This is a genomic window from Kitasatospora aureofaciens, assembly GCF_019192735.1.
GTDB classification, from domain to species: Bacteria; Actinomycetota; Actinomycetes; order Streptomycetales; family Streptomycetaceae; genus Kitasatospora; species Kitasatospora aureofaciens_A.
Map to the genome: position 1 here is coordinate 1 of NZ_JAHTKP010000069.1, position 14,135 is coordinate 14,135.

13 protein-coding genes and 5 tRNA genes are annotated in these 14,135 nt (G+C 71.0%); 14 read left to right on the top strand and 4 right to left on the bottom strand.

What is annotated here, in order from left to right; all coding sequences use genetic code 11:
- A partial coding sequence (locus KV557_RS35700; RefSeq protein WP_374106715.1) for a sensor histidine kinase occupies nt 1-2,203 on the bottom strand: 2,203 nt, incomplete at its 3' end.
- A 641-nt stretch (nt 2,204-2,844) separates the two neighbouring features.
- Here KV557_RS35700 and KV557_RS35705 point away from each other — a divergent pair.
- The 8 genes from KV557_RS35705 to KV557_RS35740 all read left to right on the top strand — a co-directional run bounded on the left by KV557_RS35705 (nt 2,845) and on the right by KV557_RS35740 (nt 6,380).
- Nucleotides 2,845-3,066 carry a hypothetical protein gene (locus tag KV557_RS35705; protein ID WP_218205757.1) on the top strand — a complete coding sequence of 74 codons (222 nt, stop codon included), beginning with the start codon at nt 2,845-2,847 and terminating at the stop codon, nt 3,064-3,066.
- Nucleotides 3,067-3,344: 278 nt separating this feature from the next.
- Entirely contained in the window at nt 3,345-4,145 is an 801-nt protein-coding gene (locus tag KV557_RS35710) for a fumarylacetoacetate hydrolase family protein (protein ID WP_218205758.1), read from the top strand.
- Nucleotides 4,138-5,637, top strand: a complete 1,500-nt coding sequence (gene gltX, locus KV557_RS35715; RefSeq protein WP_218205759.1) for a glutamate--tRNA ligase — start codon at nt 4,138-4,140, stop codon at nt 5,635-5,637. The genes KV557_RS35710 and gltX overlap by 8 nt, the downstream gene beginning before the upstream one ends.
- A gap of 232 nt (nt 5,638-5,869) precedes the next feature.
- Nucleotides 5,870-5,941, top strand: a tRNA-Gln gene (locus KV557_RS35720).
- A gap of 45 nt (nt 5,942-5,986) precedes the next feature.
- A tRNA-Glu gene (locus KV557_RS35725) sits at nt 5,987-6,059 on the top strand.
- A gap of 27 nt (nt 6,060-6,086) precedes the next feature.
- Nucleotides 6,087-6,159: transfer RNA gene (locus KV557_RS35730), tRNA-Glu, on the top strand.
- Between the two features lie 26 nt (nt 6,160-6,185).
- Nucleotides 6,186-6,261: transfer RNA gene (locus tag KV557_RS35735), tRNA-Glu, on the top strand.
- 44 nt (nt 6,262-6,305) lie between these two features.
- Nucleotides 6,306-6,380, top strand: a tRNA-Gln gene (locus tag KV557_RS35740).
- Nucleotides 6,381-6,516: 136 nt separating this feature from the next.
- On the opposite strand, the gene KV557_RS35745 is transcribed toward KV557_RS35740, so the two are convergent.
- On the bottom strand, nt 6,517-7,230 hold the full coding sequence (locus tag KV557_RS35745; RefSeq protein ID WP_030246527.1) for an IclR family transcriptional regulator: 714 nt from the start codon (nt 7,228-7,230) through the stop codon (nt 6,517-6,519).
- A gap of 230 nt (nt 7,231-7,460) precedes the next feature.
- Between KV557_RS35745 and leuC the strand changes: the two genes are divergently transcribed.
- The 4 genes from leuC to KV557_RS35765 all read left to right on the top strand — a co-directional run bounded on the left by leuC (nt 7,461) and on the right by KV557_RS35765 (nt 10,901).
- The gene (gene leuC / locus KV557_RS35750) at nt 7,461-8,900 is read left to right on the top strand and encodes a 3-isopropylmalate dehydratase large subunit (protein ID WP_218205760.1); all 1,440 of its coding nucleotides are present in this window, start codon (nt 7,461-7,463) and stop codon (nt 8,898-8,900) included.
- A 3-nt stretch (nt 8,901-8,903) separates the two neighbouring features.
- Nucleotides 8,904-9,515, top strand: a complete 612-nt coding sequence (gene leuD, locus KV557_RS35755; RefSeq protein ID WP_218205761.1) for a 3-isopropylmalate dehydratase small subunit — start codon at nt 8,904-8,906, stop codon at nt 9,513-9,515.
- A gap of 182 nt (nt 9,516-9,697) precedes the next feature.
- Nucleotides 9,698-10,045 carry a hypothetical protein gene (locus KV557_RS45050; protein WP_256178451.1) on the top strand — a complete coding sequence of 116 codons (348 nt, stop codon included), beginning with the start codon at nt 9,698-9,700 and terminating at the stop codon, nt 10,043-10,045.
- Nucleotides 10,046-10,178: 133 nt separating this feature from the next.
- Nucleotides 10,179-10,901, top strand: a complete 723-nt coding sequence (locus KV557_RS35765) for an HU family DNA-binding protein (protein ID WP_218205762.1) — start codon at nt 10,179-10,181, stop codon at nt 10,899-10,901.
- Between the two features lie 173 nt (nt 10,902-11,074).
- On the opposite strand, the gene KV557_RS35770 is transcribed toward KV557_RS35765, so the two are convergent.
- Together KV557_RS35770 and cofC are read right to left on the bottom strand one after the other, a co-directional pair.
- Nucleotides 11,075-11,296 (bottom strand): hypothetical protein, encoded by a 222-nt coding sequence (locus tag KV557_RS35770; RefSeq protein WP_218205763.1) that lies wholly within the window; start codon nt 11,294-11,296, stop codon nt 11,075-11,077.
- Between the two features lie 69 nt (nt 11,297-11,365).
- A complete protein-coding gene (cofC, locus tag KV557_RS35775) occupies nt 11,366-12,040 on the bottom strand; it encodes a 2-phospho-L-lactate guanylyltransferase (protein ID WP_256178445.1) in 675 nt (224 codons plus the stop codon).
- Nucleotides 12,041-12,269: 229 nt separating this feature from the next.
- Between cofC and KV557_RS35780 the strand changes: the two genes are divergently transcribed.
- Together KV557_RS35780 and KV557_RS35785 are read left to right on the top strand one after the other, a co-directional pair.
- Nucleotides 12,270-13,097, top strand: coding sequence for a lysophospholipid acyltransferase family protein (locus tag KV557_RS35780; RefSeq protein ID WP_218205765.1), 828 nt, complete (start codon nt 12,270-12,272; stop codon nt 13,095-13,097).
- A 14-nt stretch (nt 13,098-13,111) separates the two neighbouring features.
- Nucleotides 13,112-14,095 (top strand): NAD(P)H-dependent glycerol-3-phosphate dehydrogenase, encoded by a 984-nt coding sequence (locus KV557_RS35785; RefSeq protein WP_218205786.1) that lies wholly within the window; start codon nt 13,112-13,114, stop codon nt 14,093-14,095.
- The last annotated feature ends 40 nt before the right edge of the window (nt 14,096-14,135 follow it).

Genomic DNA, 14,135 nt, shown 5'->3' on the forward strand with positions numbered 1-14,135 from the left:
GATCTCCGAGCGCGGCCGGGCCGCCGCCGGGGCCGCGGTTCGGGCCGGCCGGCACCTGGCGCTGCTGACGCGGCGTCGGGGCGACCCCGCGCTGCTGCTTGGCCTGCGCCGGGCCGGGGCGGCCGGCGCCGCGGCGGTCGGCGGAGTTGGTGACGTCCACCGGGAGCATGACCAGCGCGGTGGTGCCGCCGGAGTCGCTGGGGCGCAGCTGGATCCGGATGCCGTGGCGCAGGGACAGGCGGCCGACCACGAAGAGGCCCATGCGGCGGGAGACCGAGACGTCCACCGTCGGCGGGTTGGCGAGGCGTTCGTTGATCTCGGCGAGGTCGTCGGGGCTGAGGCCGATACCGGTGTCGTGGATCTCGACCAGCACCCGGCCGTCCGGCAGCGCGTGGCCGGTGACCCGGACGCGGGTCTGCGGGCTGGAGAACGAGGTGGCGTTCTCCAGCAGCTCGGCGAGCAGGTGGACGAGGTCGTTGACGACGCGGCCGGCGACCTCGGCCGACGGCACCGCGGCGAGCTCGATGCGCTCGTACTGCTCCACCTCGGACGCGGCGGCGCGGAGCACGTCGACCAGCGGGACGGGACGGGTCCAGCGGCGGCCCGGGTCCTCACCGGCGAGGACGAGGAGGTTTTCGCCGTTGCGGCGCATGCGGGTCGCGAGGTGGTCCAGCTTGAAGAGGTTGGCCAGCTGGTCCGGGTCCGCCTCGCGGCTCTCCAGCTCGGAGATGAGCGACAGCTGGCGCTGGATAAGGCCCTGGCTGCGGCGCGAGAGGTTGGTGAACATCGCGTTGATGTTGCCGCGGAGGAGGGCCTGTTCGGCGGCGAGGCGGACGGCCTCGCTGTGCACCATGTCGAAGGCGTGCGCCACGTGGCCGATCTCGTCCGCGGAGTCGACGGCGACCGGTTCGACCGCGATGTCGACGTCCTGCGGGTCGTTCTCGGAGAGCGTCTTGACCAGCTCGGGCAGCCGCCGCTCGGCGACGTCCTCGGCCGCGGCCTGCAGGCGGGTCAGCGAGCGCACCATCGAGCGGGCGATCAGACCGGCGCCACCGAGGGCGAAGAGCAGCACCAGGGCGACGGCGCCGGCGATGATCAGGGCGTCGGTGTCGGCCTGGGACTGCAGGTCCTGGGCCTTGCCGTCGAGGTTCTCCAGGAGCTTGGACTCGATCCGCTGCTCGGCCTTGATCTTGGCGGTGGCCTTCTCGTACCAGTCCTTGTAGGTGACCGGGTCGGTCTGGTGGATACCGCTCTGCTGGAGGATCGAGCGCGAGTAGCGGTCGGCGTCGGCGACCACGTTGTTGTAGCTCAGCTGGCCGCGCAGGTTGTCCAGGTCGTGCGAGGTGTAGATGTTGTTGAAGCTGGTGAGCGCGTTGTCGTAGGAGGCGCGCAGGCGGATACCGAAGGACTCGTCGCTCAGGCTGAGGTCGGGGGCCTTGGGGTTGGCGAGCGCGGCGCTGATCAGGGCGCGCTGCTGCGAGGTCGCGTCCTTGGCCAGCGAGAACTGCTGGAGCGCGCGGGTCGAGACGACCAGGTCCTTGTTGTTCGAGGCGAGTGCGATGTCCTGGGTGATGGACAGCAGGTCGCGGATGATCACGTCGTACGCGGTGATCGTCGACTGGATGTTCTGGTTGTTCTGGTACGGCAGGTTGCGCGCGTCCGAGATCGAGTTCAGGTCCTTGCGGATCTGGAAGAGCAGCGCCTTGCCGCCGGACAGTTCGAGGTTCTCGAACTTGTCCGAGGAGGCGGTGAAGCTGCGGCTCAGGTCGTCGGTGGACTTGCGGGAGCTGACGATGTCGTCGTCGAGCGGGTCGTTCGGGCGCGCGGTGATCGGGCCGGCACTGATGTCCCGCTCGGTCTGCAGGGCGTCCGCGAGGGCCGTCGCCTTCTTGGCCAGGTCGGACAGGTTGGCCATCTGGGCGAGCTGCTGCGAGTTCTGCATCGAGGTCTGGATGCGCAGGCCACCGAGGACCAGCGAGACCAGGACCGGGAGGGCGAGCAGCGCGATCAGCCTGGTGCGGATGCGCCAGTTGCGCATCGCGAGCCGGCTCAGACCGGTGGCGCGGCGCCTGGTCAGGGTCGTCCGGAGTTTGTCCCGGGTCGACTTCCGGTCCTGGCCGTCGTCCTCCGGGCGGCCGGGGGCCTCGGATGTCACCGGCTCGGCCGGGCCGCCGGAGGCCTCCGCCTGCTGGGGGGCTGCCACAGGCTCACGCGACTCCGGGTTCCCCGCGGCGCCGCTACCCCTCTTGAAACGTCCCTGCACTGGCGTCGCAACCTCTGGACCGGGCGTCCCGCCGCGTCGCCACGGCATGGACGGTGTCGAGTTTCCATCCGCACCCCGGCCGGTCCGGGAGAGCGGGTCACCGGGGTGGACTGCTCCCTACCCACGGTCCGTGGCATTCCAGCACAGCCGGGGAATCCCAACAAGGGCCGCCGGGGCTCGCCGCGCGCCACTACCGACCGCGTGCGCGATTTCACTGACTGTGCGGTAACCGGACCGGAATACCGCCTTTTTCGGACACTCGCCTGATACATGCCAACCGGACCCTAGATCGAAAAGAGTCGCAGACCTGCCGGAATGCCCGAAATCGGCGCTTTGTCGGGAAATCCCGTTGCGGCGATATGTCGGATATCAGAGATTTGCGTGGTGATTTGTGAGGAAAATCACAGCCGAATGTGTAGCTTTGGTCACGGTCCCTGTGGAATGAGATCTCGTAACCTGGCTGCATCCGGAGCACGGCCCCGATCAGCCTGCCCAGAATCCCTCCGAATCATTCGGAACCACTCAGGCCGGTGCCGCTCCCGTCGGGACGCGCCCGGCCACGACCAAGAGGTGCTGACTCGATGTCCCAGGCGAAGAAGGCCACCAAGTCCACGCTGTCCTGCCGCTCCACGGCGAACCCGCGCCGGACCACGCTGGCCTCGGTCGAGGACTTCAGCAAGATCCCCGGCGCCCGCAAGTCCGAGGACGTCGTCACCTACTCGACCGAGCTGCCGACCAGCACGGCCAACCCGCGCCGCACCCGGCTGATGGTCGCCCCGGTGGTCGCCGTCCCGCAGGACTGACCCCGCCGGCGTTCCGCCGAGGGCGCCGCGACCGCACCGGTCGCGGCGCCCTCGCGCGTTTCCGGCCTGCGTGTCACCGGCCTGCGCGTTTCCGGCCCGGCGCGTCCCCTGTCCGGCGCGTTTCCGGCGCAACCGCGCTGAACAGGGGTAAAGCGGTCGCGCGAGGGCCCACGCGATAGCCTGGAGGCCGATTGACGGGGCCGCGCCCACGGAGGGCGAGGCGCCCACAGCGCCCGGGGGCGCCCCGGGCGGCCGACGAAGCGAGGGGTAGCCCAGCCGTGCGCATTGCCAGGTTTTCCGTCCGGGAAGGGAGCCCTGCCGCCGGCAGCGTCTCCTTCGGCGTGGTGGAGGGCGACCCCGCCCAGCCGGAGTCGCTGGTGGTCCACGCGCTGGCCGGCCACCCGTTCGGCCAGCCGCAACCCACCGGCGAGAGTTACCGCCTCCAGGACGTCCGGCTGCTCAGCCCGATGCTCCCGAACAAGATCGTGGCGGTCGGCCGCAACTACGCGGCGCACGCGGCCGAACTGGGCAACGAGGTCCCGGACGCCCCGCTCACCTTCTTCAAGCCGTCCACCGCGGTGATCGGCCCGACCGAGAGCATCGCCTACCCGCCGTTCTCCTCGGACGTTCACCACGAGGCCGAACTCGCCGTGGTGATCGGCCGGATGTGCCGCGAGGTCCCGCTGGACCGGGTGCCCGAGGTGATCCTCGGCTACACCTGCGCCAACGACGTGACCGCCCGCGACGTCCAGCAGCGCGAGGGCCAGTGGGCCCGGGCCAAGGGCTTCGACACCGCCTGCCCGCTGGGCCCGTGGATCGAGACCGACCTCGACCCGAGCGACGTCGCGATCACCTGCACGGTCAACGGCGAGCTCCGGCAGACCGGGCGCACCTCCCTGATGATCCGCTCGGTCGCCGAGCTGATCGTCCACATCTCCGAGGCCATGACGCTGCTGCCCGGCGACGTCATCCTCACCGGCACACCCGCTGGGGTGGGCCCCCTCAACGTCGGCGACGAAGTCGCCGTCTCCATCGAAGGCATCGGCACTCTCACCAACAAGGTGATCAAGCGTGGCTAACACTGACCCGGCCGTCCGGGTTCGCTTCTGTCCGTCCCCGACCGGGAACCCGCACGTGGGCCTGGTCCGCACGGCCCTCTTCAACTGGGCCTTCGCCCGCCACAACGGCGGCACGCTGGTCTTCCGGATCGAGGACACCGACTCGGCCCGCGACTCCGAGGAGTCGTACGACCAGCTGCTCGACGCCATGCGCTGGCTCGGCTTCGACTGGGACGAGGGCCCGGAGGTCGGCGGCCCGCACGCGCCGTACCGCCAGTCGCAGCGGATGGACATCTACGCCGACGTCGCCCGCCGCCTGCACGAGGCCGGCCACGCCTACCACTGCTACTGCAGCACCGAGGAGCTGGACGCCCGCCGCGAGGCCGCCCGCGCGGCCGGCAAGCCCTCCGGCTACGACGGCCACTGCCGGGACCTGACGGACGACCAGATCGCCGTCTACAAGCTGGAGAAGCGCGAGCCGATCCTGCGCTTCCGGATGCCCGACCGCACCATCAGCTTCGACGACCTGGTGCGCGGCACGCTCACCTTCGAGCCGGAGAACGTGCCGGACTACGGCATCGTCCGGGCCAACGGCGCCCCGCTGTACACCCTGGTGAACCCGGTGGACGACGCCCTGATGGGCATCACCCACGTGCTGCGCGGCGAGGACCTGCTGTCCTCCACCCCGCGGCAGATCGCCCTGTACGCGGCGCTCGCCGAGATCGGCGTCGGCAGCGGCGCCACCCCGCGCTTCGGCCACCTGCCGTACGTGATGGGCGAGGGCAACAAGAAGCTCTCCAAGCGCGACCCGCAGGCCTCGCTCAACCTGTACCGCGAGCGCGGCTTCATCCGCGAGGGCCTGCTCAACTACCTGTCGCTGCTGGGCTGGTCGCTCGCCGAGGACCGCGACCTGTTCGACCTGGACGAGCTGGTCGCCGCCTTCGACATCGCGAAGGTGAACTCCAACCCGGCCCGCTTCGACCTGAAGAAGTGCGAGGCGATCAACGCCGAGCACCTCCGCCGGCTGGCCCCGGAGGACTTCGTCCGCCGCCTGGTGCCGTACCTGCAGGCCCCCGGCCTGCTGCCGGCCGAGCCGACCGCCGAGCAGCTGGACCTGCTGGCCAAGGCCGCGCCGCTCACCCAGGAGCGGATGGTCGTGCTGAGCGAGATCGTGAACATGGCCGGCTTCCTGTTCGTCGACCCGGCCGACTTCACGGTCGACCCGGACGACGCCGCCAAGGTGCTGACCGCGGACGCCCGCCCGGTGCTGGAGGCCAGCATCAAGGCGCTGGAGGAGCTCGCGGACTTCACCCCGGACCCGATCCAGGCCGCGCTGCGCGAGGCGCTGGTGGACGGGCTGGGCATCAAGCCCAAGTTCGCGTTCACGCCGCTGCGGGTGGCCGTCACCGGCCGCCGGGTCTCGCCGCCGCTGTTCGAGTCGATGGAGCTGCTCGGGCGCCCCGAGACGCTGCGCCGGCTGCGGGCCGCCCTGGACGCCGCGCCGTCCGCCTGAGCGGGCTGCTGAGCAGGCCGCGGGCCCGGCTCCGTGCCGGGCCCGCGGCGTACCCGGACGTCACCGCCCGGTCGCCCGGCCGCTGCCTGGGGTTATCGATTTTGGAGCCAGGGCAGACGTCGGGTAATGTTCTTTCTGCGCCGCCCGGGAGGGAACGGACGGGGAGCGAAACCCCGCCGGACCGAGCGAGAGGCGCAGCACCCGAGAAGACCTCGCAAGGGTTCAACTCTGGTGGGGTATGGTGTAATTGGCAGCACGACTGATTCTGGTTCAGTTAGTCTAGGTTCGAGTCCTGGTACCCCAGCGCAGTACGGCAGCAATGCGGTGCAGCAGTACAAGTGAAGATCAAGCCCCCGTTGTGTAGCGGCCTAGCACGCTGCCCTCTCACGGCAGTAGCGCCGGTTCGAATCCGGTCGGGGGTACGGATCCCGCAAGGGATCACCTGGAAAGCCCCCGTTGTGTAGCGGCCTAGCACGCTGCCCTCTCACGGCAGTAGCGCCGGTTCGAATCCGGTCGGGGGTACGGATCCCGCAAGGGATCGCCAGGAAGCCCCCGTTGTGTAGCGGCCTAGCACGCTGCCCTCTCACGGCAGTAGCGCCGGTTCGAATCCGGTCGGGGGTACCAGAGCAGGAAGCCGGTGGGCTCGCCCATCGGCCCTTGCTTTGTGTTGGGGTATGGTGTAATTGGCAGCACGAGTGATTCTGGTTCATTTAGTCTAGGTTCGAGTCCTGGTACCCCAGCCAGAAGAGAAAGGCCCCGGTTTCCGGGGTCTTTTTGCTTTCCCCGGCCGGTCGCTTTCCCCGGCCCGGGAAATGTCCGAAGGGCCCCGCTCGGTGTCGAGCGGGGCCCTTCTCGGTTTATCGGTGCGATCGGGGGCGATCAGCTGCGGCGCAGGGCCTCGGTGAGCCGGTTCGCGGCTTCGATGATGGCCTGGGCGTGCAGCCGGCCCGGGTGGCGGGTCAGGCGCTCGATCGGGCCGGAGACCGAGACGGCGGCGACCACACGGTTGGAGGGGCCGCGGACGGGCGCGGAGACGGACGCGACGCCCGGCTCCCGCTCGCCGATCGACTGGGCCCAGCCGCGCCGCCGGACGCCGCTCAGCGCGGTGGCGGTGAACCGGGCGCCCTGGAGGCCGCGGTGGAGCCGCTCGGGCTCCTCCCAGGCCAGCAGGACCTGGGCGGCCGAGCCGGCCTTCATCGGCAGGGTGCTGCCGACCGGGACGGTGTCCCGCAGGCCGGAGAGCCGCTCGGCGGCGGCGACGCAGATCCGCATCTCGCCCTGCCGGCGGTAGAGCTGTGCGCTCTCGCCGGTGACGTCGCGCAGGTGGGTCAGGACCGGGCCCGCGGTGGCGAGCAGCCGGTCCTCGCCCGCCGCGGCGGAGAGTTCGGAGAGACGGGGGCCGAGGATGAAGCGCCCCTGCATGTCCCTGGTGACCAGACGGTGGTGTTCGAGTGCGACGGCGAGTCGGTGGGCCGTGGGCCGCGCCAGACCGGTGGCGGCGACCAGCCCCGCCAACGTGGCGGGGCCCGACTCCAGTGCGCTCAGCACCAGAGCGGCCTTGTCGAGAACGCCGACGCCGCTAGTGTTGTCCATGCCCTAAGACTGCAGTCTCATTCCGCGAGACGCAAGTTCAATCTTCCGCGAAAAGCGCCACTCTGGATGCAGCAGCCCGGGAGACATCCAGGATGCGGCCTCAACAGAGCGTCCGCATCGTGGACACCGATCCGGCGTGCAGGTCGCGCGACGCGCTCCGCACAGGGCGGCGAAGCTTTGACCCCGACGACACGAGAAGGCCGGCAACGCGGCCGGCTGGAGGGAATCCGATGGGACGGACACTCGCAGAGAAGGTCTGGGACGACCACGTCGTGCGGCGCGCGGAGGGCGAGCCCGATCTGCTCTTCATCGACCTGCACCTGCTCCACGAGGTGACCAGCCCGCAGGCCTTCGACGGTCTGCGGCTGGCCGGCCGCCCGGTCCGCCGCACCGATCTGACGATCGCCACCGAGGACCACAACACCCCGACCCTGGACATCGACAAGCCGATCGCCGACCCGGTCTCCAGGGTCCAGCTGGAGACGCTGCGCAGGAACGCCGCCGAGTTCGGCGTCCGGATCCACTCGCTGGGCGACGTCGAGCAGGGCGTCGTGCACGTGGTCGGCCCGCAGCTCGGCCTGACCCAGCCGGGCACGACCGTGGTCTGCGGCGACTCCCACACCTCCACCCACGGCGCCTTCGGGGCGCTGGCGTTCGGCATCGGCACCAGCCAGGTCGAGCACGTGCTGGCCACCCAGACGCTGCCGCTGGCGCCGTTCAGGACGATGGCGATCACCGTCGAGGGCGAGCTGCCCGAGGGCGTCACCGCCAAGGACCTGATCCTGGCCGTCATCGCCAGGATCGGCACCGGCGGCGGCCAGGGCTACGTCCTGGAGTACCGCGGTTCGGCGATCCGGGGCCTGTCCATGGAAGCCCGGATGACCATCTGCAACATGTCCATCGAGGCGGGCGCCCGGGCCGGCATGATCGCCCCGGACGAGACCACCTTCGCCTACCTGGAGGGCCGCCCGCACGCCCCGAAGGGCGAGGACTGGGACGCCGCCGTCGCGTACTGGAAGACCCTGGGCACCGACGAGGACGCGGTCTTCGACCACGATATCTTCATCGACGCGAACGAGCTGACCCCGTTCGTCACCTGGGGCACCAACCCCGGCCAGGGCGCCCCGCTGGGCGCCAACGTGCCCGACCCGGCCTCCTTCGCCGACCTGCAGGAGCGCCAGGCCGCCGAGAACGCCCTGACGTACATGGGTCTGGAAGCCGGCACCCCGCTGCGCGAGGTCAAGGTCGACGCCGTCTTCGTCGGCTCCTGCACCAACGGCCGGATCGAGGACCTGCGGGCCGCCGCCGCCATCCTGGAGGGCCGCCGGATCGCCGACGGCGTACGGATGCTGGTCGTACCGGGCTCGGTACGCGTCGCCCTGCAGGCCGTGGAGGAGGGCCTGGACAAGGTGTTCACCGCGGCGGGCGCCGAATGGCGGCACGCGGGTTGCTCGATGTGCCTGGGCATGAACCCCGACCAGCTCGCCCCCGGCGAGCGCTGCGCCTCCACCTCGAACCGCAACTTCGAGGGCCGGCAGGGCAAGGGCGGCCGTACCCACCTGGTCTCCCCGCAGGTCGCCGCCGCGACCGCGGTCCTGGGCCGCCTCGCGGCCCCGTCCGACCTCACCCCCGACGCCCTCTCTTCGATCCAGCACAGTGTGGAGGCCTGAGCCATGGAGAAGTTCACCACCCACACCGGCCGGGCTGTCCCGCTGCGCCGCAGCAACGTCGACACCGACCAGATCATCCCGGCGCACTGGCTGAAGAAGGTCACCCGCTCCGGCTTCGAGGACGGGCTGTTCGAGGCCTGGCGCAAGGACGAGTCGTTCATCCTCAACCGGCCGGAGCGCCAGGGCGCCACGGTCCTGGTGGCCGGCCCCGAGTTCGGCACCGGCTCCTCCCGCGAGCACGCCGTCTGGGCGCTGCAGAACTACGGCTTCCACGCGGTCATCTCCTCGCGCTTCGCCGACATCTTCCGCGGCAACTCGCTGAAGAACGGCCTGCTGACGGTCGTGCTGCCGCAGGAGACCGTGGAGCGGCTCTGGGCGCTCACCGAGAGTGACCCGACCGCCGAGATCACGGTCGACCTGGAGGCCCGCGAGGTCCGGGCCGGGGGGCTCGATGGAACTCCCCTGGCCGCCTCCTTCGAACTGGACGACAACGTCCGCTGGCGGCTGCTGAACGGGCTGGACGACATCAGCATCACGCTCCAGAACGAGGCCGACATCGCGGCCTTCGAGGCGACCCGCCCCTCGTTCAAGCCCCGTACTCTGCCGGTTGCCTGAGATCCGTTCAGAACAAGCATTCTGACGATCCGCCGGATGGCCCGCCTCCCCCTCGGGGGGGCGGGCCATCCGCCGTTCCGGAGCACGAGTTAGGGCCTCCGGCCCGCCCCCGATTGCCCATTTGGCTTTGCCTGAGAGGGCCCCGGGCATGCACAACTGCGGGTAGATGGCACAATCAGTGCATGCACCGGCACCATGAACCTCCGTACGCGGGCGGCGAACCCGCGGCACCGGAGTCCACGGGCCGGGGATCCGAACGCCGAATTGACGAGCGGCCGGACGTCGCCCCCGCACCTGCTGAGGGGCCGGACGACCCGGAAGTCGCAGCGCTCTACGCGCTTGTGGCCGAGCGGTTGAAGCAAGCTCACGACCGTGTGCATGCGCTGAACGTGTCTACGGATGCAAAGACCGCTCTCACCCGTCAACTCCTCATCGTCACCGAGACCGCCAAGCGCGATCTTCCGGGGGCGGCAAGGCGGTTGAGTCGCTTTGTACATGACCTCGACGAGGGGCACCCGCCCCTCGACTGAGGTCGCCGACGCGCAAATCCATTGCGACACTAGGGTGATTCGCGCGTTTGGTAATTGAAAGTCCGCAGATACATACCTAACGTGCGAAAAGAACGGATGGAATCATCCGGCGCCCGTTTCCGAAGGGGAAGACGTGAACAAGGCTCAGCTTGTCGAAGCGGTGGCCGAGCAGCTGGGCGGTCGCAAGGCTGCCGCAGAGGCCGTCGACGCAGTGCTCGACACCATGGTCCGTGCCGTTGTGGCCGGTGACCGGGTTTCGGTCACCGGTTTCGGCACCTTCGAGAAGGTGGAGCGCTCCGCGCGCTTCGCCCGCAACCCGCAGACCGGCGAGAAGGTCAAGGTCAAGAAGACCTCGGTGCCCCGCTTCCGTCCGGGCCAGGGCTTCAAGGACCTGGTCAGCGGCAGCAAGAAGCTGCCGAAGGAAGGCCCCTCGGTGAAGAAGGCCCCCAAGGGCTCCCTCACCCCGGGCAAGGCCGGTGTGGCCGCCACCCCGGCCGCCAAGCGCGCCGCCACCAAGCGTGCCGCCACCGCCGCTGCCGCCGCTCCGGCCGCGGCCAAGAAGGCCGCCGCCAAGAAGACGGTCACCACGGCTGCCGCCAAGAAGACCACGGCCGCCGCCGCGAAGAAGGCGACCGCCGCCGCCAAGAAGGCGACCACCACGGCTGCCGCCAAGAAGACCACGGCTGCCGCCACCAAGAAGACGGCCGCCGCCGCCAAGAAGGCGACCACCACCGCCGCCGCCAAGAAGACCACGGCCACCGCCGCGAAGAAGGCGACCGCCACGGCCAAGAAGACGGCTCCGGCGAAGAAGACCACCACCCGCAAGACCACCGCGCGCAAGACCACTGCCAAGTAGTCCCGCGCAGCAGTCCTCGGACGGCCTTCGAGAGAGAGCCGTGGCGTACCCGCTTCCGCGAATTGCGGAGACCGGGTCGCCACGGCTCTTTCGATTTCCGGGCGCTCGGTCGGCATTCCGCGGCGGACGGTGACCGGGCGCGGAACACCGCGAAGGCGCCGGCCGGGGAACGGTCAGGACTCGGCGGGGTCGGGGAACGTCTGCAGCGTCACGAAGACCACCCGGCGGGCCTCGCCGGTGCCCTCGGTGCGGATCCGCACGCGCTGGCCGGGGCGCAGCAGCCGCAGGCCGCCCGCGTCGAAGGCGGCCGCGTCGAACGGCACCGGGGTCCCGTCGTCGAGGAGCACGGAGCCGGCCCGGGTGGCGGGGTCGAAGGTGAACGCGGTGGCCTGCATGCCAGCAGCATAGCGAGCGGGTCCGACAGGCCCCGGTGCCGTCTCGCGGGGGCGGGTCGGGGGTGCGGGTCAGGAGAGCGAGAGGCGGGTGAACAGGGCGCTGGTGTGCGGGCCGACGCCGAGCGCCAGGGCCTCGCCCAGGTCCGCCCCGGTGTCGACGTCCCGGCGCACCGACTCCACGTCCGCCAGGCGCAGTTCGAGCGCCCCGCCGGCCGCGTGCCGGGCCCGCGAGCCGTCCCCGAAGGCGGGGGCGAGCGGGCTGCCGGGCGCGCAGGCGAGCAGGGTGGTGCCGAGGCCGGGGGAGTCCGGCAGGAAGGCCCGGCCCCGCGGTGGCACCGCGCCCAGCACCCGGGCGAGTTCGGCCGGGCGCAGGGCCGGCAGGTCCGCCGAGAGGGCGGCCAGCGGCGCCCGCGGGGCGAGTGCCAGCGCGGCCGACGCGCCGTGCGCCAGCGCCCGGTTGAGGCCGCCGCCGGGCTCGTCGGCGACCACCACGGCGCCCAGCGCGGCCAACCGGGGGCCGGCTGTGGCGTCCCGGGTGACCACGAGGACGCGGGCGACGTCCGGGGTCGCGAGGGCGGCCGTGACGGTGTCCAGCGCGAACGAGAGCGCCAGGTCCGCCCGGTGCGGTCCGGCGTACGGGGCCAGCCGGCTCTTGGCCAGAGCGAGCGGTTTGAGCGGCAGCACCAGCGACCAGCCGGCGGCGGGCGCGACGGGCCCGGTGGGGCGTACGGTGTCCTGGGTCATCGGCGTCATTGTGACGCCGGTCCCGGAGCCCTCGCCAGGCCGTCCGAGCTGTGCGGACGTGCGTTTGATCACGACCGCCGGGTGTGCTGGCGCGGTCGCTCGACAGCCGGTGAGCAGGCGGGCGACACTGTTCCGCGCCCGGCACCCGGGCACCGGGCAGCCGGTGCGCGGCACCGGGAGGCAATGACCGCGGCACCCCACGTGCCGCATGGGATGAGGAGGACCTGGGGTGGCCCGCCGCTCGTACGCCAAGTTCGGCAACGCCGACTACGGCATCTGGTACCGCTTGGCGGCCGCGCTGGTGAAGCCGGTGACGACCGCTCTGGTGAAACCCGACTGGCGGGGCTGGGAGCACCTTCCGAAGGAGGGTGGCTTCATTGCCGCGGTGAACCACAATTCGATCATCGACCCGGTGATCTACGCGCACTGGCAGTACAACAGTGGCCGTCCGCCGCGGATTCTCGGCAAGTCCTCGCTGTTCTCGATTCCCTTCATCGGATTCATGCTCCGCAAGACCGGTCAGATTCCTGTGTTCCGCGAGTCGACCGACGCCGCGCAGGCGTTCCGGGCCGCGATCGACGCCGTCAACAACGGCCAGTGCGTGCAGTTCTACCCCGAGGGCACGCTCACCCGGGACCCGGACCTGTGGCCGATGACCGGCAAGAGCGGGGTCGCCCGGGTCGCGCTGATGACCGGTGCGCCGGTCATCCCGGTCGCGCACTGGGGCGCCCACGAGATCATCCCGCCGTACGGCCGGCCCGGTTACGGGAAAGGCAAGTTCAACCTGTTCCCGCGCCACCAGGTGGTCGTCGCGGCCGGGCCCGCGGTGGACCTGAGCAAGTACCAGGGGCAGGAACTCACCGCCCAGGTGCTCAACGACGCCACTGAGGACATCATGAACGCGATCACCGCCGTGCTGGCCGACGTCCGCGGCGAGCAGCCGCCCGCCGAGCGCTACGACATGCGCAGGGCCGCCCGGCAGCGGGCCGCCGCGGCCTCGGCCGAACGCCGCCGCGCCAAGGGCGGGCCGCGCGGCGCCGAGGAGGCCGGCCAGTGACCCGATGCGCCGTGATGGGGACCGGCTCCTGGGGCACCGCGTTCGCGATGGTCCTGGCCGACGCGGGCAGCGAGGTGGTCCTCTGGGCCCGCCGCCAGGAGCTGGTGGACGCCATCAACACCACGCACGAGAACCCGGACTACCTGCCGGGCGTCCGGCTGCCGGACTCCGTCCGGGCCACCACCGAGGCCGCCGAGGCGCTGGCCGGCGCCGACTTCGCGGTCCTGGTGGTGCCCTCACAGACGCTGCGCGACAACCTGGCCGCCTGGGCGACGCTGATCGAGCCGCAGACCGTCCTGGTCAGCCTGATGAAGGGCATCGAACTCGGCACCGCCAAGCGGATGAGCGAGGTCATCGACGAGGTGACCAAGGTCGGCCCGGAGCGGGTCGCGGTGGTCAGCGGGCCCAACCTGGCCAAGGAGATCGCCAATCGGCAACCCGCCGCCAGCGTCGTCGCCTGCACCGACGAGGCGGTCGCCAAGCGGCTCCAGGCGGCCTGCCACACGCCGTACTTCCGCCCGTACACCAACACCGACGTGGTCGGCTGCGAACTCGGCGGCGCGGTCAAGAACGTGATCGGCCTGGCGGTCGGCATGGCCGCCGGCATGGGGCTCGGTGACAACACCAAGGCCACGCTGATCACCCGCGGGCTGGCCGAGACCACCCGGCTCGGCGAGGTGCTCGGCGCGGACCCGCACACCTTCGCCGGGCTCGCCGGGATGGGCGACCTGGTCGCCACCTGCTCCTCGCCGCTGTCGCGCAACAACACCTTCGGCATGAACCTGGGCCGGGGCATGTCGCTGGCCGAGACCATCGCGGCCACCCGGCAGACCGCGGAGGGCGTCAAGTCCTGCGAGTCGGTGCTCGACCTGGCCCGGCGCAACGGCGTCGACATGCCGATCGTCGAGGCCGTGGTGGACGTCGTGCACAACGGGCGGCCCACCCAGGAGGCGTTGCAGGCGCTGATGTCCCGCTCGGCGAAGGCCGAACGCCGATGACCTCGCGTCCCGGGGCGGCCGGCTTTGCGGAAACACGGCC

What these genes read in the sequence shown, in the direction of transcription:
- KV557_RS35705 (WP_218205757.1), top strand. Translation starts at nt 2,845, where the DNA reads ATGTCCCAGGCGAAGAAGGCCACCAAGTCCACGCTGTCCTGCCGCTCC.
- KV557_RS35745 (WP_030246527.1), bottom strand. Translation starts at nt 7,230, where the DNA reads ATGGACAACACTAGCGGCGTCGGCGTTCTCGACAAGGCCGCTCTGGTG.
- leuC (WP_218205760.1), top strand. Translation starts at nt 7,461, where the DNA reads ATGGGACGGACACTCGCAGAGAAGGTCTGGGACGACCACGTCGTGCGG.
- leuD (WP_218205761.1), top strand. Translation starts at nt 8,904, where the DNA reads ATGGAGAAGTTCACCACCCACACCGGCCGGGCTGTCCCGCTGCGCCGC.
- KV557_RS45050 (WP_256178451.1), top strand. Translation starts at nt 9,698, where the DNA reads ATGCACCGGCACCATGAACCTCCGTACGCGGGCGGCGAACCCGCGGCA.
- KV557_RS35770 (WP_218205763.1), bottom strand. Translation starts at nt 11,296, where the DNA reads ATGCAGGCCACCGCGTTCACCTTCGACCCCGCCACCCGGGCCGGCTCC.
- cofC (WP_256178445.1), bottom strand. Translation starts at nt 12,040, where the DNA reads ATGACCCAGGACACCGTACGCCCCACCGGGCCCGTCGCGCCCGCCGCC.
- KV557_RS35785 (WP_218205786.1), top strand. Translation starts at nt 13,112, where the DNA reads ATGGGGACCGGCTCCTGGGGCACCGCGTTCGCGATGGTCCTGGCCGAC.